16 protein-coding genes are annotated in these 19687 nt (G+C 64.2%); 6 read left to right on the top strand and 10 right to left on the bottom strand.

Annotated elements, in window-relative coordinates; all coding sequences use genetic code 11:
- The 4 genes from GIW57_RS19410 to GIW57_RS19425 form a co-directional block, all read right to left on the bottom strand.
- Positions 1-473 (bottom strand): beta-ketoacyl synthase N-terminal-like domain-containing protein (locus tag GIW57_RS19410; RefSeq protein WP_268927451.1); only part of this gene is annotated, 473 nt, incomplete at its 3' end.
- 36 nt (positions 474-509) lie between these two features.
- Complete coding sequence (locus tag GIW57_RS19415) at positions 510-3575, bottom strand: efflux RND transporter permease subunit (protein ID WP_236512392.1); 3066 nt, start codon at positions 3573-3575, stop codon at positions 510-512.
- Complete coding sequence (locus tag GIW57_RS19420; RefSeq protein WP_100465426.1) at positions 3572-4684, bottom strand: efflux RND transporter periplasmic adaptor subunit; 1113 nt, start codon at positions 4682-4684, stop codon at positions 3572-3574. The genes GIW57_RS19415 and GIW57_RS19420 overlap by 4 nt, the downstream gene beginning before the upstream one ends.
- Positions 4685-4749: 65 nt before the next feature.
- Positions 4750-5376, bottom strand: a complete 627-nt coding sequence (locus GIW57_RS19425) for a TetR/AcrR family transcriptional regulator (RefSeq protein WP_100465427.1) — start codon at positions 5374-5376, stop codon at positions 4750-4752.
- 263 nt (positions 5377-5639) lie between these two features.
- On the opposite strand from GIW57_RS19425, the gene GIW57_RS19430 reads away from it, so the two are divergent.
- Complete coding sequence (locus tag GIW57_RS19430) at positions 5640-6959, top strand: outer membrane protein transport protein (protein WP_236512393.1); 1320 nt, start codon at positions 5640-5642, stop codon at positions 6957-6959.
- 141 nt (positions 6960-7100) lie between these two features.
- Here the strand turns inward: GIW57_RS19430 and GIW57_RS19435 are convergent, their stop codons facing one another.
- From GIW57_RS19435 to GIW57_RS19445, 3 genes are read right to left on the bottom strand one after another with little or no spacing between them, the layout of a single operon-like run.
- Positions 7101-7583, bottom strand: a complete 483-nt coding sequence (locus GIW57_RS19435; protein WP_236512394.1) for a cyclophilin-like fold protein — start codon at positions 7581-7583, stop codon at positions 7101-7103.
- A complete protein-coding gene (locus GIW57_RS19440) occupies positions 7583-8791 on the bottom strand; it encodes an MFS transporter (protein ID WP_236512395.1) in 1209 nt (402 codons plus the stop codon). The genes GIW57_RS19435 and GIW57_RS19440 overlap by 1 nt, the downstream gene beginning before the upstream one ends.
- Entirely contained in the window at positions 8788-9846 is a 1059-nt protein-coding gene (locus tag GIW57_RS19445; protein ID WP_236512396.1) for an alpha/beta hydrolase, read from the bottom strand. Before GIW57_RS19445 ends, GIW57_RS19440 begins: the two co-directional genes overlap by 4 nt.
- Positions 9847-9955: 109 nt before the next feature.
- Between GIW57_RS19445 and GIW57_RS19450 the strand changes: the two genes are divergently transcribed.
- Positions 9956-10849 carry a LysR family transcriptional regulator gene (locus tag GIW57_RS19450; protein ID WP_236512397.1) on the top strand — a complete coding sequence of 298 codons (894 nt, stop codon included), beginning with the start codon at positions 9956-9958 and terminating at the stop codon, positions 10847-10849.
- A 90-nt stretch (positions 10850-10939) separates the two neighbouring features.
- Here GIW57_RS19450 and GIW57_RS19455 read toward each other — a convergent pair whose 3' ends face one another.
- Positions 10940-11521 (bottom strand): TetR family transcriptional regulator, encoded by a 582-nt coding sequence (locus tag GIW57_RS19455; RefSeq protein WP_236512398.1) that lies wholly within the window; start codon positions 11519-11521, stop codon positions 10940-10942.
- A 133-nt stretch (positions 11522-11654) separates the two neighbouring features.
- On the opposite strand from GIW57_RS19455, the gene GIW57_RS19460 reads away from it, so the two are divergent.
- Genes GIW57_RS19460 through GIW57_RS19470 form a run of 3 tightly spaced genes read left to right on the top strand, consistent with a single transcriptional unit; the run spans position 11655 to position 14602 of the window.
- Positions 11655-12752, top strand: coding sequence for an alkene reductase (locus tag GIW57_RS19460; protein ID WP_236512399.1), 1098 nt, complete (start codon positions 11655-11657; stop codon positions 12750-12752).
- A 60-nt stretch (positions 12753-12812) separates the two neighbouring features.
- Positions 12813-13595: an SDR family oxidoreductase gene (locus GIW57_RS19465; protein ID WP_236512400.1), complete on the top strand. Its 783-nt coding sequence runs from the start codon at positions 12813-12815 to the stop codon at positions 13593-13595.
- On the top strand, positions 13592-14602 hold the full coding sequence (locus GIW57_RS19470; protein ID WP_236512401.1) for an NADP-dependent oxidoreductase: 1011 nt from the start codon (positions 13592-13594) through the stop codon (positions 14600-14602). The genes GIW57_RS19465 and GIW57_RS19470 overlap by 4 nt, the downstream gene beginning before the upstream one ends.
- 71 nt (positions 14603-14673) lie before the next feature.
- Here GIW57_RS19470 and GIW57_RS19475 read toward each other — a convergent pair whose 3' ends face one another.
- Entirely contained in the window at positions 14674-15918 is a 1245-nt protein-coding gene (locus GIW57_RS19475; RefSeq protein WP_236512402.1) for an MFS transporter, read from the bottom strand.
- Between the two features lie 104 nt (positions 15919-16022).
- Between GIW57_RS19475 and GIW57_RS19480 the strand changes: the two genes are divergently transcribed.
- A complete protein-coding gene (locus GIW57_RS19480) occupies positions 16023-16988 on the top strand; it encodes an AraC family transcriptional regulator (protein WP_236512403.1) in 966 nt (321 codons plus the stop codon).
- A gap of 15 nt (positions 16989-17003) precedes the next feature.
- On the opposite strand, the gene GIW57_RS19485 is transcribed toward GIW57_RS19480, so the two are convergent.
- Positions 17004-19655 (bottom strand): excinuclease ABC subunit UvrA, encoded by a 2652-nt coding sequence (locus GIW57_RS19485; protein WP_236512404.1) that lies wholly within the window; start codon positions 19653-19655, stop codon positions 17004-17006.
- Positions 19656-19687: the final 32 nt, after the last annotated feature.

A 19687-nucleotide genomic window follows, 5' to 3' on the forward strand; every position in this document is an offset into this window, starting at 1 on the left:
CTGGTGGGAACGGAGGTGTTTTTTTTTTTAAAGAGGAAGACGGAGTAGGATTTAGAGGGCTCAGTCTGGGGGGCGGGGAGTTGTAAAAAAGAAACAGAGCCAAGCCCGCCGATCCCGGTGGCAATCACGGTTGCCGTTCGCAGCCGCCCACGCTCATCGGCTTCCCGCCAACCGGCCTGCTCAAGGGCTTCGTGGGCGGCGACCAGCGCGAACTCAACAAACCGGTCCATCTTCTTGAGGTCTTTCGGCGCGATGATGCCGGTCGAATCGAAACCCGCCTCAGGATCTTGAATGCGATCAGGCACGCGCCCGCCGACTTCGCATCCGGTCCCCGCCGCGAGATCAGGACCCAACGACCCGATGCCGGAGCGCCCCGCCAGGAGGCGCGACCAGACCGTTTCAACCCCGCAGCCGAGTGGACTCACGACGCCCATTCCGGTCACCACGATGCGATCTTTGTCGGCGATTTTCATAGCTTATCCCTCATATGGAAGAGGTCCGGGCCAATGTCAGGCAACGCGGGTCTTTTCCGCTCGGACCTTGAACCAGATGGCATACATCGCCGGCAGGAACACCAGTGTCATCACGGTGCCGGCAATGGTGCCGCCAATCAGCGTGTAGGCAAGCGTTCCCCAGAACACCGAATGCGTCAGCGGAATGAAGGCAAGCACCGCTGCCAGAGAAGTGAGGATCACTGGGCGGGCGCGGTGAACTGTCGCCTCGATGATGGCGTGGAAGGTATCCATCCCCGCTTCTTCGTTCTCGTGGATCTGGCCGATGAGGATGAGCGTGTTGCGCATCAGGATGCCCGACAAGGCGATCAATCCAACCAGCGCGTTGATGCCAAACGGCTGCTGGAACAGCAGCAGGGTCGGCACCACGCCGATCAGCCCCAACGGACTGGTCATGAAGACCATGATCATCGCGGAGATGGAGCGTACCTGCAGGATGATGATCAGCAGGGTCACCGCCAGCATGATTGGGAACAGCGGCAGCATCGCGCTCATCGCCTTGCCCGATTCCTCGATGGAACCGGCCTGGGTAATCGCGTAGCCCTCGGGCAGCGAGGCAATGAGCGGTGCAAGCTGCTTGCTGATCGCGGTGGATACATCCGGTGGCTGCAGTGCGTCGTCAATGTCACCGCGGACGGTGATGGTGGGTACCCGATCACGGCGGCGCAGCACCGGCTCTTCCATCCGAACCTCGACCGAGCCGATCTGCGACAGCGGCACACGCTGGCCAGCAGCACCGACGAGAGTAAAGTCTGCGATGCGCGCAGGATCCAACCGCGTTTCCCCACCGGATCGAGCGACAACCTCGACGGTGCGGATGCCCTCACGAACGGCAGTGACCGGCACCCCGCTCAGGAAGAACTGCAACTGCTGCGAGACAGACGCCGAGGTCATGCCCATGGCCTGCAAGCGGTCCTGATCCAGGGTGAAGTGCAGCGTTGGCGTGCGCACGCCCCAATCGGTGTTTACGGTTCGCATCATCGGGCTGGCATGCAGGGTCTGCTCGACCTTGGCCGCAATGCCACGGATGACGTCCGGATCCGGACCGCTGACACGGTAGGCCACCGGGTATGGCGAGTAAGGCCCGAACACCAGCTGCGTCACGCGCACACGCGCCTCGGGCGCCAAGCCCTCAGCTACCGCCTGACGCAGTCGTGCTTTCAAGGCATCGCGCTGTTCCTGGCTGTCGGTACGCACCACGATCTTGGCGAATGCCGGATCCGGTAGTTCCGGCGAGATGGCAAGATAGAACCGGGGAGCGCCCTGACCAATATAGGCCGTGACGATCTTCGATTCTTCCTGCTCCGAAAGCCACTTTTCGACCTTCCTGGTAGCCAGGCTGGTCTGTTCGATGGCCGTGCCGTAGGGCATCTGCACTTCGACCAACACCTCCGGGCGATCGGAAATGGGGAAGAACTGCTTTTTCACCAGCCCCATGCCCACCACAGCAAGCACGAACAGGCCGATCACCGAACCTGCGGCAAGCCACTTGCGCGCGATCACGCGCGCCAGGATCGACCGGAAGCGGTTGTAGCGCGGCGTGTCGTAGAGACTGCTGTGCCCGCCTTCGACGGTCTTGAGTTCAGGGAGGAGCTTCACCCCGAGGTAAGGCGTAAAGAACACCGCGACCACCCACGACACGATCAGCGCAATGCCCACGATCCAGAACATGTTGCTGGTGTATTCGCCCGCAGTGGACCGGGCGAAACCGTTGGGCATGAAGCCCACCGCAGTGACCAGGGTGCCGGCCAGCATGGGCGCTGCCGTATGGCTCCATGCGTAGGCCGATGCCTTGACCCGGCTGTAGCCCTCTTCCATCTTCACCACCATCATTTCGATGGCGATGATGGCGTCGTCCACCAGCAGACCAAGCGCCAGGATCAGCGAGCCGAGCGTGATGCGGTCAAAGTTCTTGCCGGTCGCAGCCATCACCATGAACACGGCAGCCAGGGTCAGTGGCACGGCCGCAGCCACCACCACACCCACCCGCCAGCCCATGCTGACAAAGCAGACCAGCATCACCACCAGCAGCGCGGCAAAGAACTTCATCATGAACTCGTCGACCGACGAGCTGATGTTCACGGCCTGATCGGTGACCTTGTCCAGCGCCATCCCGACAGGAAGCCCGTCATTGATCTTCCTGACTTCCGCGTCGAGTGAGGCGCCGAGATCCAGGCCATTCCAGCCGTCACGCATGACGATGCCCAGCAGCATGGCTGGCTCGCCACCGTTGCGGATCATGAAGGTCGACGGGTCCTCATAGCCACGCTTGACGGTGGCAATATCCTGTAATTTGAGGGTTCTGCCCTGTGCAACGATGGGTGTATCGCGGATCTTGTCCAGCTGATCGAGCGCGCCATCGAGGCGAATGAAGATCTGCGGACCTTTGGCCTCGACCGAGCCTGCCGGCGTCAGGGCGTTCTGCCCGTTCAGAGCTCCGAACACCTCCTGCGGCGTGATGCCGAGGTTCGACAGGCGTTCGTGCGACAGCTCCACATAGATGCGTTCGGATTGCTCACCAATGATGTTTACCTTCTTCACGCCAGGAACGTGCAGCAATCGCTGACGCAGCGTCTCGGCATCACGCGCAAGCAGGCGGAACGGTTCACCCTTTGCTTTCAGTGCGAAAAGGGCAAACGTGACATCGGCGTATTCGTCGTTGACCATCGGGCCGATCACGCCTGCGGGCAGATTTGCGGCTTCGTCAGCCATCTTCTTGCGCGCCTGGTAGAACTCCTCCTGCACCTGCGAAGGGGGTGTGCCGTCCTGCAAGGTCAACGTGGTGAAGGACAGGCCAGGCCGGGTGTAGGTTTCGCTGCGGTCATACCAGCGCAGTTCCTGCAGACGCTTTTCCAGCTTCTCGGCGACCTGGTCCTGCATTTCTGTTGGCGTAGCGCCCGGCCAGGCCGTCACGATGGTCATGACCTTGACAGTGAACGCCGGGTCCTCAGCGCGGCCGAGCTGGAAGAAGGAAACGATGCCGGCAACGGAGACCAGAAAGATCAGGAAAACCGTGATGGCACGCTCGCGCACCGCAAGTGCCGACAGATTGAACCCACTCACTGGTGGGCTCCGTTTGCAGCGGCGTTCCTGGCGGTCTCAGCGATGCGAACCACCTGCCCTTCGCGGAGTAGATGGGCGCCGAGGGCAGCCACGCGATCCGATGCTTTCAGGGCCCCCTCAACCACGACCCGGTCATCACCCAACTGCTTGACGGCGACCGGCGTCCAATGGGCTTTGAGCGGCTCACCACCGATCATCCAGACGCCGGGACCGGTACCAGGATCGAACAATGCGCCCAACGGCACCTCGAGGCCGGCCGACGCACCGGCAGGTGCTGCGCCTGCAAGTTCGACCGCCACCGTCGAACCCAGCGGCAGCGCCGCGCTGCCCTCTTCCAGGGTGTAGCGAGCTTCGAAGGTCCGGGTGGCGGGGTCGGCCGATTCCGAGAGCACGCGCAACCGTGCGGGGATCTTGCCGCTTGCCCCGAACGGGGACGCTGAGGCCACGGAGCCGATCTGGGGTCGCAGCGTCTCGGGCAACTGGACCACGGCCTCCCGACTGCCTGCACGGGCAAGCCGGGCGACGATCTGCCCCGCCGCCACGACCTGACCGGGCTCAGCGGAGATGGTCATGACCACTCCGTCGGCATCGGCGACGAGCGCCGTGTATTGACTGGCATTACGTGCAACCCGGGCTTGCGCGTCGGCCGCCTTGAGCTGTGCCGATGCTGCGTCCGCCGCCGCTTTGATCTGATCGTAGGCCGACCGGGAAACGACGCCCTTGGCTGCCAGATCGCGGTATCGCGCTTCGTCTGCGGTGGCTTGCGCGCTTTGCGCTCGGGCCGCGATGACGGCCTGCTGCTGGGAGGCCGCTGCCAGATTCAGATCGACGGGATCAATCCGATAGAGCACGTCGCCGCGCTTTACCGTCTGCCCCGTCTCAACCAGGCGCTCGGTGACCTTGCCACCCACCCGAAAGGCCAGATCACTCTGTACGCGTGCGGCGACGGTTCCTGTGAACGTGCGCGCGCCTCCCGCCCCGGGTTGCACTTGGGCAATCCGGACGGTGGGCGGAGCGGTCCGGGGATCGACGTCATCCGACTTTCCGCAGGCCACAAGGAACAACGGAGCAACACAGTAGAGGGCTGTGACTACAAAACGGCGACGCATGCGGCCTTCCGGAGTGGGGTATCCGGAGGGATTCTGCTCCTAGTGACTGATATAGTCAATAGTCACTACGGCCGTGACTCAAGGCTCCGGAGGACCAACTCCTGCAAGGCACTTGGCGCTTCTTTGTGCAGGGGCGCCAGGTGCGGCAGCGTTACAGGGTTCAGATAAGGAAGCAGGACCTGGTAGACCGCACGGCTGGTGTCCTCGAGCGGCGTCGTGCACTCAAATGCGCCGGAAGCGCGTCCATCCTTGATGATGCCTTCAACAAGCTGCCTGATGCGCCCTTCATAAGCCTGCGCTGAAGGCCATTGATCCGTCGCGGCCGCAACGGCAATTTCATACAGGCGCCGATCCTGCAGAAACAGACGAAGACCGGCCTCCACAATGACGGTGAACAACAACCGCAGCCTCTCGGCAGGCGCTTGCACGCCTTGCAGGGCCTGATGAACCTCGCTTTCGATCTGACTGAGGCAATTGGCGCAGATCACCTCGCCAATGGCCTGCTTGGAGGAAAAGAACTTGTAGACGTAGGCCTTCGAGAAGCCGATGGCCTTGGCGAGGTCGGACACGGTCGTCTTGTCATAGCCGTAGTGGCTGAAATGCGCGGTGGCAGCCTCGATGATCTGGGTGCGCACGTCGTGCTCGGCGGGGCCGCGCCCGGCGTCGAGTGCTGCAGAGGTTGAAGTAGACATCGGGCAAGGGTAGCGCCGCGCGGTAACGCGGGCAAATGGTGACCGATCGGGTATCGGTCCACTACCCGCCTCGAAAGTGACGCTTGACCCAATGAGTCACATGTCCAATAATCGGAAAAACTCAGCTGGGCGATGGATCCCGGTAGCCGGGATGCCGTTACGCACCAAAGCCGAGCCGTGTCACGCCGTGAGGAGCACCTTCTGAATCTGGAGTGTCCCCCGTGCGAACCGTCGCATCGACAATTGCCTGTGGAGGGCAAGCAATGACCGCAAAAACGATACTTGCGCTGGCGCTACTGAGTGCATTGGCAGGCACGACCGACACTGCGCAGGCTGCTGCGTTCCAGTTGAAAGAGAAAAGTGCAAAGGGCCTGGGCCGCGCCTTTGCAGGGTCGATCAGTGCCCCAGGCGACGCATCGGTGATAGCGGACAATCCGGCTGCCATGCGCCTCCTCGATGGGCGGCTGTTCCAAGCCGATGCAAGTGTTGTGAACTACACCGTGGACTTCAAAGGCGAGGGCCGCGATGCCCGGGGACGTCCGCTCTCTGGAGGTGATGGCGGGGACGCAGGTGACACCAGCCCCATCCCTGCCCTCTATTTCCATACCCCATTGGGTGAGAAGGCCCACCTGGGACTTTCATTGACTGCGCCCTTTGGCTTCAAGACCGAATATGAGAGCAACTGGATAGGTCGCTACAACGGGATCAAGACAGAGATCAAATCGGTTGACCTTGGTTTGTCGCTTTCTTACGACGTAAATCCCTATGTCTCCTTCGGCGCCTCTGTTTTTGTCGAGCGTGTGGAAGCGGAGCTTCATGATGCGGTCGATTTCGGCGCCGTGCTCGCCGGCGCACGAGCGCCAGGCTTTTCTCCGGGAAGTGCAGATGGCTACACGCACATTGACGCCAAGGATGACGCGGTTGGTTTCACCCTCGGCGGGCTCTTCACCCCTGTAGAGGGAACCAATATCGGCATCGCCTATCGATCCAAGGTGGAACACAAGCTCAACGACGCAGAGGTGAGCTTCGGGGTTCCAGCGACCGCCGCACCATTGTTGGCAGCGGCGCGTCCTGGCTGGTTTGTCGACACCGACGCAAGCACTGCGCTCAATCTTCCCGCCACGCTGACCGGCAGCATCAGCCATCAGGTCAATGACCGGTGGACGGTCATGGCCGATGTAACACGCACGGCGTGGTCCAAGTTCGCCGAAATCAGGCTGGACTTCCACTCTGCTCAGCCCACCCGGGCTCTGGACTTCAGCTACCGGGATACAACGTTTGCTTCCATCGGCACGGAGTATCGCTATAGCCAGAAGCTAACGCTCCGCGCGGGCATCGCGACCGATCAGAGCCCTGTGACAGACGATATCCGTGATGTCCGCGTGCCAGACAGCGACCGCAAGTGGCTATCCCTGGGCGCTACGTATCGAGCCTCTGAGTCGGCTGAATACAGCTTCGGCTACACGCATCTCTTCCTGGACAAGCCGGAAGTGTCGGTGGTCTCGGCGACGGGCAGCAGCCTGCAGGGCAAGTACGACGTCGGCTCAGACATCGTGGCATTTTCAGCTGCCTACTACTTCTAAAGCACCGGGCGGGTCCCCTCCCGCGTCCGTAGGCTGGCGGCGCAAGCCGCCAGCCGCCTTGGTAATTCCGTTCACACAAGCGGGTGCCAGGCCCTGTCGCCAACAGAGAAACGGTTCGGAGTGAGCACGGCAGCCAAACCGCTACTCGACTTCCAGGCGAACCACCACCGGCCCCTCGGCACGAAGGGCCTGCAGACTTCCCTCGATACGTCCCAGCAGCACCAGCCCCTTCGAGTAGCCGAACGGTCTGTGGAAGATCGCCAGATTTCCCCACGGTGCGTAGAAGGCGATATCGCCCGCCACTGGCGTGATCCCGTCCGGTTCGCCGGCAATGTTGAGGCGGCGCGGGAGCTGCGCGATCTTCTCCGTAGCAGCATAGTCCTCAAGCTGAAGGGTAATCGGCAACTGGGCGGCGAACTCGCGTGCGGGAATGCTGTCCTCCAGCGTGGCCGACAGTGTCTGGTCGTTGATGGTCAGCCGAATCTTCATTGCAGGGACCTCCGGATTGGATGCCGCGTTCAGGGGCACGACCGATTGCTGCTGTCGCTCGGCGGCGCATGCCGAGACCGTCACGAATGCGAGGAAGGGCAGCAGACGTCCCGCGATCGCGGTCCAGTGCCTCATCAGCCATGCACCTCCGTTGCTACCGACGCATCGGCGATGGACGCAGCGTCAGCAGCCGTGACATGGGCAAGCAGCGCCGCGAACAACAGCAGGCCAGCACTGGCCAGAAACGTACTGGCGAAGCCAACGCTGTCCAACAGCAGGCCGCCGAGGGAGGACCCCAGCGCGATCGAACACTGCACCACCGCCACCATCAGCCCGCCGCCGGCTTCAGCATTGTGGGTGAACGTGCGCGCCAGCCAGCTCCACCAGCCCACCGGTGCAGCCGTGGCAAGCAGGCCCCATGCGGAAAGCAGTACGGCGGTCGGCCACAGGTGTGAACCCAGCGGCACCAGCGCTACTGCAATCACCGCCATCACGGTGGGAACCGCCACCAATGTGCGGTAGAGCCCGCGCCTGAGGAATGCCCCGATGGCGAGCGTGCCGACAAAACCGCTTGCGCCGATGGCCAGCAGCACCAGAGGAATCGCAGATTCACCTGCGCCCGTGACCTTTTCCAGGAACGGGCGCACATAGGTGAACAAGGCAAACTGCCCCATGAAGAAGGCGCCGCACGCCGCCATGCCCAGCATCACTACCCGCCGCCGCAGCAGGGCCAGTACCCCGCCGTGGGATTGCCTTCCTTCTGCGGGCATGGAAGGAAGACACCGCCACTGCCATGCCAGCGCGATGGCGGCCACCGGCAGAAGGCACAGGAATGCCCCACGCCATCCGATCACGCCGCCAAGGTAGCTGCCCAAGGGCGCAGCCACTACCGTCGCCAGTGCGTTGCCACCGTTGAAAATCGCCAATGCACGGGGCACCTGCGCTGCAGGCACCAGGCGCATGGCCGTGGCCGCAGACAACGACCAGAACCCACCGATCACCACGCCGATCAGTGCCCGGCCCATCATGTAGATCGGGTAGCTGGGAGCCATCGCCACCACCACGCCCGACACCGCCATCACTGCGGTGAGCGTCAGCAGCAGGGTCTTCCGGTTGATGCTGCCGGCCAACCGGGAGATCGACAGGCTGGTCAGCACTGCGAAGGCGCCGGAGATGGCAATTCCATACCCGGCCAGCCCTTCGGACACACCGAGGTCAGCCGCCAGGGGCGTGAGCAGGCTCACCGGCATGAATTCGGAGGCGATCAGTGCGAACACGCATAGCGTCATCGCGAGCACACCGCCCCAGTTGGCCGGTTCGGCCGTCGCGTCGTTACTGCTCATTTCCCAGCGAGGCCTTGCTGGAAGAACGTCGCCAACCTGGCGAAGGGAATCAGGTCGGTGCGGTCATACAGGTCTACGTGGCCGGCATCTTTCACCCAGTAGAGTTCCTTCGGCTGGGCTGCCCTGCGGTACGCATCCTCGCTGAACTCACGGGAATGTGCGTGGTCGCCCGAGATGAACAACATCGGCCGCGGCGAGATGGTCTCGATGTCGTTGAACGGATAGAAGTTGACGAACTTGACCAGGCTGCTGAACAGCGGCTGGGTGGTTCGTTCGGGCTGCTCGCCTGCGGCCGCATAGGCACCGCGCGGCGTACGGTAGAAATCGAAGAACTCACGCTGCACGTCCGGCGTATCGGCATCCAGCGTGTTCACGGTGCCTGGCACATAGGCGGCCTGCCCACCGTTGAACTCAACCAGGCGCTGCTTCGTCGCCGCTTGGATCATCGCTTTGCGCTGTTGAAGCGACTGCGTGTTGTTCAACCCCTGGCGCACAGCGGCGCCCATGTCATACATGCTGACCGTCGCGATTGCCTTGATGCGTGGATCGATCTTCGCAGCGCTGATCACGAAACTGCCACTGCCGCAGATACCCAAGCCGCCAATTCGTTCCGGGTCCACGAACGACTGCGCGCTCAGGAAGTCCACCGCCGCGCTGATGTCATCCGAATAGATCTCCGGCGACACCAGGTGCCGAGGCGTACCGGCGCTTTCACCCCAGAAGGACAGGTCGATCGCCAGCGTAACGAAGCCCTGCTCAGCCAGCTTCTGCGCGTACAACTGTGAACTCTGCTCCTTCACTGCGCCCATCGGATGACCGACTACCACGGCTGGCGCGCGGGCACCCCGCACCTGGCCCTGAGGCCGGTACAGCGTTCCGACCACCTCCATCTGGTACTGGTTGCGGAAGCTGACGCGCTCGCCCTTTACGCTGGCGCTTCTGTAGAAATTGTCGGCGCCGGCGGCTCTTGCGGCGACCGGTGCCTCGGCGGCCACGGCCGACTGCGGAACGAAATGGCTGGCAATCAGTGCCAGCAGCAGCGTGGTGGGTTTCATGTGCGGACGGCCTCAGTGGGAACTCAGGTCGCCACGATAGGCGGCGCCTGCTACCGCGATAAGCCGGCTGAAAGTTGATGCATTACTGAGTTGAGCTCACAATTGACCCATGAGCAGCGTGAAGACCAACGACCTGCAGGCCTTCCTGGTGGTGGCACAGGAGCAGAGCTTCACCAAGGCAGCTGTTCGCCTGGGGGTGACACCCTCGGCGCTCAGCCACTCCATGCGGCTGCTGGAGGAGCGCCTGGGCATCCGGCTGCTGGCCCGGACCACGCGCAACGTCTGCCCGACCGAGGCGGGCGAGCGCCTGATGCGCTCCATCGCACCGCACTTCGAGGCCATCGGCGCCAGTGTGGAGGCATTGGGGGATCTGCGCGATCGCCCGGCCGGAACCCTGCGGATCTCCTGCACGGACGATTCGATGGAGACCATCATCCGCCCTCGCCTTGCCGGATTCCTCGCCGAGTATCCGGACATCACACTGGAGTTCTACGTCGATTACGGCTTCACCAACGTGGTGGAACAGCGCTTCGACGCCGGCATCCGGCTGGGCGAGGCGCTCAGCAAGGACATGATCGCGGTCAGGGTCGGGCCGGATTGGCGGCTGGTGGTGGTGGGATCGCCCGACTACTTCCAGAAGCATGCCAAGCCAAGGAAGCCCGCCGATATCACGCAACATCGCTGCGTGCACATCCGGCATCGCCCGAATGGCGCCATCTATGCGTGGGAGTTCGAGGAGAAGGGCAAGGAGTTCACCGTGCGCGGCGACGGACCACTGGTGTTCAACAGCATGATCCACGTGATCAATGCCGCCCTGGACGGCCTGGGCCTGGCGTACGTGCCTGAGCCGATGGTGGCCGATCACATTGCCGAGGGCCGGCTGCTTGCCGTGCTCGACGAATGGTGCGTGCCTTTTCCGGGCTATCACCTGTACTACCCGAACCGCCGGCAGCCCTCGCCGGCATTTTCGGCGCTGGTGGGCTGGCTGAAGCGGGACGCTTAAGGTCCGCAGTGGTGCCAGGTCGGACTGAAGCACGGCGGCCTGCATCGCGCGCGCCGGCTGACGGCCCAGACGCACGCGCGCAGGCGCGACTCAGTGATCGGGCGCATCCGACAGGCGCGCCATGACAGCCGCCCGGCACGCATCCAGGATTTCGTCCGCCAGCGGCGAATCATCCGGACAGGACCTGGACAGCACCACCGCGCCCACGGCCATGGCCATCAGGGCTATCCGGCGCGCACGCGCCTCCGGGCTGGCGTGCTCGCTCGACGGATCATCCTCGCCGGCAGGGCGCCCTACCTGGGCTTCTATGCCAGCCGCAAAGGCTGCCTTGACCGTTGCCGGCTGGCGCGCGGCGTCTGCACTCAACGCGGCCATCGTGCAGCCGTGGCCTGGGTCATCCCGATGCTCCCGGGAAAGGTAGTAGCCAAGAAATCCCGCCAGATCCATGCCCGCTGCGGCGTCGGCAGATTGCGCCAGGCCGCAGATGGAGGCTTCGGCCATGAGGTCGGTCTTGGAGCCGAAATGCTTGTAGAAGCCACCGTGGGTAAAGCCTGCAGCCGCCATCAGGTCTGCGACGCCCACACCGTCGTAGCCCCGCTCCCGGAAGAGCGTGGATGCGGTTTCGACAATGTGCGCCCGGTTGGCCTGCGCTTGTGCCTTGGTGACCTTCATGACCCGATGCCCCAGGGGCTGTGCTGCGGAAGGACGGCAGTCTAGCACATATGGATTACGTTCATCATCAAACCATTGACATCCTGGATTACGGTCATCATCATTGCGGCAACGACCACCAGCCCCACATCAGATGACGACCACGACACTGTTCCAGCCCTACCCCCTTGGCCCGCTGACGCTGGCCAACCGTATCGTGATGGCACCGCTGACGCGCAACCGCGCCGATGCCGGCCTGGTGCCCAACCGGCTGGCGGCCAGCTACTACGCCCAGCGGGCCTCGGCGGGCCTGATCATCACCGAGGCCACCCAGATCTCGGCCCAGGCCCAGGGCTACCAGGACACGCCGGGGCTCTACACGCAGGATCAGATCGACGGCTGGCGCCAGGTCACCGACGCCGTGCACGCACGTGGCGGGCACATCTTCGTGCAGCTCTGGCACGTGGGCCGCATCTCGCACGTGGATCTGCAGCCCGGCCACGCCGCACCCGTCTCCGCTTCGGCCATCCGTGCGCAGACCAAGACATTCGTGCACAACGGCTTTGTTGATGTGTCCGAACCGCGCGCATTGGAGATCGACGAACTGCCCGGCATCGTCAACGACTTCCGCCAGGCCGCCGCCAATGCCATCGCCGCCGGCTTCGATGGGGTCGAAATCCACGGTGCGAACGGCTACCTGCTGGAACAGTTCATCAAGGACGGCGCCAACCAGCGCACCGATGCGTACGGCGGCTCGGTCGAGAACCGCGCGCGCCTGCTGCTGGACGTCACCGCCGCCGTGGCACAGGAGATCGGTGCTGATCGCACCGGTGTGCGCATCTCGCCGGTTTCGCCGGCCAACGCGATTTCCACCGTCAGCGACCCGCAGCCGCAGTACGACTACATCGTCGATCAGCTCAGCGCACTGGGCATCGTGTACCTGCACGTGGTGGAAGGTGCTACCGGCGGCCCGCGCGACGTAGCGCCGTTCGACTTTGACAGCCTGCGCCGACGTTTCAACGGCACCTACCTGGCCAACAATGGCTACGACCTCGAACTGGCCAACGCACGGCTTGCCGCTGGCAAAGCAGACCTCATCGCGTTTGGCCGCGCCTTCATCAGCAATCCCGATCTGGTCGAACGCCTGAAAACCGGCGCGCCGTTGAACGCGTTGAATCCAGCGACATTGTACGGCGGCGGTGCGGAGGGCTACACCGACTACCCCGCATTGACCGATACGGCGCCGCAGTAACCGTTCGACAGCGCCGCGCTGCACACCCCGTTCGCCCCTTCCAATTCCAAGAGATACACCATGAGCCAGCTTCCCACCGTCCTCATCACCGGCGCCTCCAGCGGCATCGGCACCGTTTACGCCGAACGCTTCGCACGCCGCGGCCACGACCTGGTGCTGGTTGCGCGCGACAGGACGCGTCTGGAGACATTGGCCGCGCGCCTGCGCCAGGACACCGGGGTCGTCGTAGACGTCCTGCCGGCCGACCTCACCCAGCGCACCGATCTGGCCGCCGTGGAAGCCCGCCTGCGTGACGATGCCCGTATCGGCATCCTGATCAACAACGCAGGCATCGCCCAGTCCGGCGGCTTCACCGCGCAATCGGCCGACAGCATCGACCAACTGGTGACACTGAACACCCTCGCCCTGACGCGCTTGGCCGCTGCCATTGCACCGCGATTGGCCACCGCCGGCGAAGGCGCGATCGTCAACATCGGCTCGGTAGTCGGCCTGGCACCGGAGCTTGGCATGACCATCTATGGCGCGACCAAAGCCTTCGTGCTGTTCCTGTCGCAGGGCCTCAGCCTGGAACTGTCGCCCAAGGGCGTCTACGTGCAGGCCGTCCTGCCGGCGGCCACCCGCACCGAGATCTGGGAGCGTGCCGGCATCGACATCAACACGCTGCCCGAAGTGATGGACGTTGGCGAACTGGTCGATGCCGCCCTGGTCGGCTTTGATCGCCGCGAACCGGTGACCATTCCGCCGCTGCATGTGGCCGAACGCTGGGATACGCTGGAGGCATCGCGCCAGGGCCTGCTCTCGGATCTCCGCCAGGCGCAGGCAGCGGAGCGCTACCGCGCATGAAAGCCTTCCTCATCGACCGGTATGGCAAGAAGGAAACGGGGCGCATCGGTGAGGTACCAACGCCACCGCTGCGCGACGGCGATGTACTCATCCGCGTGCACGCGGCCAGCGTCAACGCGCTGGACACGAAGATCCGGCGTGGCGAGTTCAAGGCGGTCCTGCCGTATCGCCTGCCGCTGATCCTGGGCAACGACCTGGCCGGTACGGTGGAGCGTGTGGGCGCGGGCGTTTCCCAGTTCAAGCCGGGCGATGAGGTATATGCACGTCCCGACGATGATCGCATCGGCACGTTCGCCGAGTTCATTGCGGTCAACGCGGGCTCTGTGGCGCCCAAACCCCGCAACCTCAACATGGTGGAGGCCGCCTCGCTGCCGCTGGTCGCACTGACCGCGTGGCAGACGCTTGTGGAAACCGCTCAGTTGAAGCCAGGACAGAAGGTCTTCATCCAGGCGGGCTCCGGCGGCGTCGGCACCGTGGCCATCCAACTGGCCAAGCATCTGGGAGCCTTCGTGGCGACCACGACCAGCACGGCCAACGTCGCGTGGGTGAAGGCGCTGGGCGCGGATGTCGTCATCGATTACAGGCAGCAGGACGTCGCCTCCGAGCTCCGCGACTACGATGTGGTGCTCAACAGCCTGGGTAAAGAGGAGCTGGAGCGCTCGCTGCAGATCCTCAAGCCGGGCGGACATCTCATCTCCATCTCCGGGCCACCGACGCCGGCCTTTGCCGCCGCGCGCGGGCTCGGCTGGCCGCTCAAGCAGGTCCTGCGCCTGCTCAGCCGTGGTATCCGCAGCAAGGCCAGGCAGAAAGGCGTGACCTACACCTTTGTCTTCATGCGCGCCGACGGGCAACAGTTGCGCAGGATCACCCCGCTGGTCGAGTCCGGTGCGATCCGCCCGGTGATTGACCGGGTATTTCCGTTCCAGGACACCCAGGACGCGTTGGCCTATGTGGAGAGCGGGCGGGCGAAGGGCAAAGTGGTGGTGGAGCTGCCTTGGTTGGACTAATGCGGCCCGCTGGCCAACTGCGGGTGCGGCTACCTTCAGTTGGCCAGCAGGACGCTCAGGACAGATGACGGCTAGAGGTGAAACACCGGACCTGACGAGAGCGTCGCCGAGCTCACCCTGACACGGAACGCAATGAGCACGCTGGCGAGCAGCATCACCGCCGCTGCAACGGTGAGGACGGCAACGATGCCCCCCAGCCCGAATACCAGGCCACCCAAAGCCGCCCCCGCGGCGATCGAGGACTGCACTGCGGCGACCACCATCCCACCGGCACTCTCGGCCTGATCGGGCACCGCACGTGCAACCCAGTTCGACCAGGCAACGGGCACGCCACCGAAGGCCAGTCCCCAGAGCGCGACCAGCATCGCCAGCCCACCAACGCCCACCGGCAACAGGACCATGCCGAGCGCGGCTACGCCCACCAAGGCAGGCATGATCACCAACGTGACTTTCAAGCTGCGCTCCATCAGCCAGCCGGCCAGGAGTGTGCCGACAAAGTTCGCCACGCCGAACCCGAGCAGAATCAGCGCCAGGCCATCCGCGCTCATCTGCCCCAGGCTCTCCAACGTAGGACGGATGTAGGTAAAGAGCGAGTACTGACCGGTGTGCGCCAGAACGCAGGCCAGCATGCCGACCGCAACGCCTGGCCGGCGCAGGAGCCCCACCACCGACTCCGGAACTGCTGCCTTGCGCGGGGCCATTCGGGGCAGCGTGAACCACTGGAACGCAAACGTGAGTCCACCTACCGCCGTCGCAGCCCAGAAGGCGCTGCGCCAGCCCAGCAGACCACCGAGGTAGCTGCCCAAAGGCACCGACACCACCGTGCCAACCGCAATGCCGCTGAAGATGATGGAGAGCGCGCGAGGCACGCGTTGTGGCGGCACCAACCGCATGGCCACCGCCGCTGCCATGCTCCAGAAACCCCCCAGGGCGATGCCCAGAAGGACGCGCATCACCAACAGGACGCCCATGCTGGACGACAATGCCACCAGAGCGTTGGAGAGGATCATCAGAGCCGTGAAACCCAGCAGCACCAGGCGCCTGTCCATCGAACGGGTCAGCCGAGGCACAAGCAGGCCAGCGAACAGGGCCACTACCGCGGTGACCGTCACTGCTTGACCCGCCAGCGCCTCCGATACCCCCAGGCCCGCCGCCATCGGCGTCAACAGGCTGGCAGGCAGATATTCGGCCGTGAGCAGCCCGAAGACACCCATGGCCAGCGAAAACACGGCCACCCATGCCGATGAAGACGGCTCCCCGCTACCCCGGGCCACAGAATCAGGCGCGTCCACGGTATCCACTACGTTATTGCTCATCAAAGATCCCAGTGCATTCGTGCAGCCGAGAGTCTAGGGAGCCATGTCAGGATGATCTATGATTGTCTGACCTGTATTTTTGATCGTAACCCCGGGTCGTCTCCATGAGCCACGCTCCACACCAGCCTTCTGACCTGATCAGCGAGCTGCTGACCGGCATGCGGCTGCATGGCGTTCAATACCGACGCATTCAGACCGGGCCGACCTTTGGGCTTGGATTTCCCCCGAAGCCAGGGCATGCCTACTTCCATTACGTGGCAGTGGGCACTGCGATTCTTCGTGGCGAGGACGGCAGCCAACACGTGCTCTCCGCAGGGGATGTCGTGCTTCTTCCCCGCGGAGAAGGACACGCGTTGCTGTCGGGCGAGAACCATCCCGTCCAGTGCCTGGAAACGATAGACGCAGCTCCGCTGGGTGACACGGTAAGCGGGATAGACACGTGCCCGAGCACCCATGCCGTGCCAAGCGCCGTGCTTTTCCACGGATGCATGGTGTTCGATCTGGGTGGCATGCAAGGGTTGAGCAAGGTGATGCCGGCGGTGATGTTGGCCGATGGCAACGGCACTCAGTTCCCCGGGCTGTTGCCGATGGTCGACGCGATGAAGCGCGAGGTGTGCTCCGGACGTATCGGATTTGCAGGAATACTCGCCCGACTGGCGGATGCCGTCGCCGCGATGATTGTCCGCGACTGGGTCGAGCGCGGTTGCGACGGCGCATCCGGCTTGGTCATGGCCATGCGCGACCCTCGTCTATCGCTGTCGTTGCTTGCCCTGCACAAAGACCCTGGGCGCGACTGGACCGTCGAAGCGTTGGCTGCAGAATCCAACATCTCACGCTCTGTCTTTGCAGACCGGTTCCAGACCGTTATTGGAACCGCGCCCCTGCGCTACGTGACCGAGCTGCGAATGCAATTGGCGAGTCAATGGCTGACCCACCAAAGCCTCTCCATCGAGGTAGTGGCAGAGCGTCTCGGCTACGCGTCGCAGGCAGCGTTCAGTCGCGCCTACAAGCGCGTGATGGGCCACTCTCCTGGGGCGACTCGGCGCGGGCGCTCCTTGATCTCACCATAGTCCACTCCCGGCCACTCAGCCGCCCTGCCCCAGCTCCCGCGCAAGGAACGGCGCCGTCCTGCTGCCTTTGGCGCGGGCCACCTGTTGCGGCGTTCCCTTGGCCACAATGGTGCCACCCGCAGCGCCTGCACCCGGCCCGAGGTCGATCACCCAGTCCGCCTGCGCGACAGCACGCATGTCGTGCTCGATCATCACCACCGTATTTCCCGCTTCAACCAGCCGCTGCAGCTGGACCAGCAGCCTGTCCACGTCCGACGCATGCAGGCCGGTGGTGGGCTCGTCCAGCACGTAAAGCGTGCGCCCACGCTGGCTGCGCTGCAGCTCGGTCGCCAGCTTGATGCGTTGTGCTTCACCGCCTGACAGTTCCGTGGCCGGCTGGCCCAGTCGCAGGTACCCCAGGCCGATTTCCTTCAGCAACTGCAGCGGACGGGCAATGGCATCCTCCTCGATGAAGAACGCATGCGCCTGCTCAACCGTCATCTGCAGGACCTCGGCGATGTTGCGGTCATTCCACAGCACCGCCAGCGTGGCCTCGTTGTAGCGGGCGCCGTGGCAGGTGGGGCAAGGCGCATAGACGCTGGGCATGAACAGCAGTTCGACGCTGACGAACCCTTCGCCCTCGCAGGTCTCGCATCTGCCCTTGGCCACGTTGAAGGAAAAGCGGCCCGCATCGAAACGACGGCGGCGCGCGGCGGGCGTCGCCGCGAACAGCTTGCGCACGTGGTCGAACAGCCCGGTATAGGTGGCCAGATTGGAGCGTGGCGTGCGGCCGATCGGCTTCTGGTCCACCTGCACTACCCGCTGGATGGCGTCTACATCACCTGCCAACTGGCCTCGCGTGGTTTCGATCACGGTCGGCCCGTCCGTGGGCGTGCCCTCCGCTCCATCGTCTGCGGGCTCATGCCCCAGGTGCAGCAGCATCAGCTCAGGCAGTGCCTGCGCCATCAGGCTGGACTTGCCGGAGCCCGAAATGCCGGTCACTGCGGTCAGCAGCCCCAGCGGCAGCTGCGCATCCACACCCTGCAGGTTGTGGCGGTGGATGCCCTTCAGTTCCAGCCAACCCCCAGCGCTGCGTTGCCGGCTGGCAGGTGCAGGCACCTGGTCGAACAGATACCGGGCTGTGCGTGAATCCTGCACCTGCCGCAGGCCATCCGGCTCGCCGCTGTAGAGCACGCGCCCGCCATGCTCGCCCGCCTCAGGGCCGACATCCACCAGCCACTGCGCGCGGCGCATCAGCTCCAGATCATGTTCGACAACGAACACCGAGTTCCCGCCGTCGCGCAGCCGATCCAGCGCGTCGTACAGCGCCTTGCTGTCGGCGGGATGCAGGCCGGCCGAGGGCTCGTCGAGCACGTACAGCACACCAAACAGCAACGAGCTGAGCTGGGTGGCCAGTCGCAGGCGCTGCAGTTCGCCGGCCGACAGTGTTGGCGTGGCGCGATCCAGCGAGAGGTAACCCAGGCCCAGGCCTCGCAGCTGGTGTACACGCGCCATGACACCGCCTGCAAGCCGCTGTGCAGCCAGACGTTTCTCCTCCGACAGGGCAGAGGTCAGCCGTACGTCAGGGGCCGAAGCATGGACAGGACGACCGCTCGCTGCCCGCGTGGTGCGGTCGCGGCGGGTGGCGCTTCTGCTGGTGCGTTCACCCCGGCTGTGCGCGCTGAAATCGCCCTGCGCGATGGGCTCCAGCAGGTCCGCCAGTTGATCCAGCGGAAGGCGCATGAATTCGCCGATGTCCACGCCTGCGAAGGTGACCGAGAGCGCCTCCGGCTTCAGGCGCTTTCCGTGACAGGTCGGGCACAGCTTGCCTTCCATGTAGCGGGAAACCCGCTTGCGCATCAGCGCGCTCTGGGTATTGGCAAACGTGTGCAGTACGTAGCGCCGGGCGCCGGTATACGTGCCCATGTAGCTGGGTTCCAGCTTGCGCTTGAGCGCGGCACGGGTCTCGGCCGGTGTGAAGCCGGCATAGACCGGCACGGTCGGCGTCTCCTCGGTGAACAGGATCCACTCCCGGTCCTTCTTCGGTAGCTTCTTCCACGGTATGTCGATGTCGTAGCCGAGCGTGACCAGGATGTCGCGCAGATTCTGGCCATGCCATGCCGGCGGCCAGGACGCGATGGCGCGTTCGCGGATGCTCAGCGACGGATCCGGAACCATCAACGCTTCGGTCACTTCGTAGACATGCCCAAGGCCGTGGCAGGTGCTGCAGGCGCCCTGTGGCGTATTCGGTGAGAAGTCCTCGGCGTACAGCATGGGCTGGTTGGCCGGGTATGCGCCTGCACGCGAGTACATCATGCGCACCAGGCTGGACAGCGTGGTGACGCTGCCCACCGATGAACGCGCATTGCTGGCGCCGCGCTGCTGCTGCAGGGCCACTGCCGGTGGCAGCCCGTCGATGGCGTCCACGTCGGGCACGCCGGCCTGGTCGATCAGGCGCCGTGCATACGGCGCAACCGACTCGAAGTAGCGCCGCTGCGCCTCGGCGAAGACCGTACCGAACGCCAGTGATGACTTTCCGGACCCCGACACCCCGGAAAACACCACCAATGCGTTGCGCGGAATGGAGACATCGACATTCTTGAGGTTGTGCTCGCGCGCGCCGCGCACTTCGACGCAGCCGCTGGCTGCGGCAGCGCATGACGATTCACCAAAGGGGGTGTTGGACATCTTCGCGATCCTGCGGGCAGTGAACGGCGCGC

The sequence above is a fragment of the Stenotrophomonas sp. PA-6-5C genome (assembly GCF_021605635.1).
GTDB lineage: Bacteria > Pseudomonadota > Gammaproteobacteria > Xanthomonadales > Xanthomonadaceae > Stenotrophomonas > Stenotrophomonas lactitubi.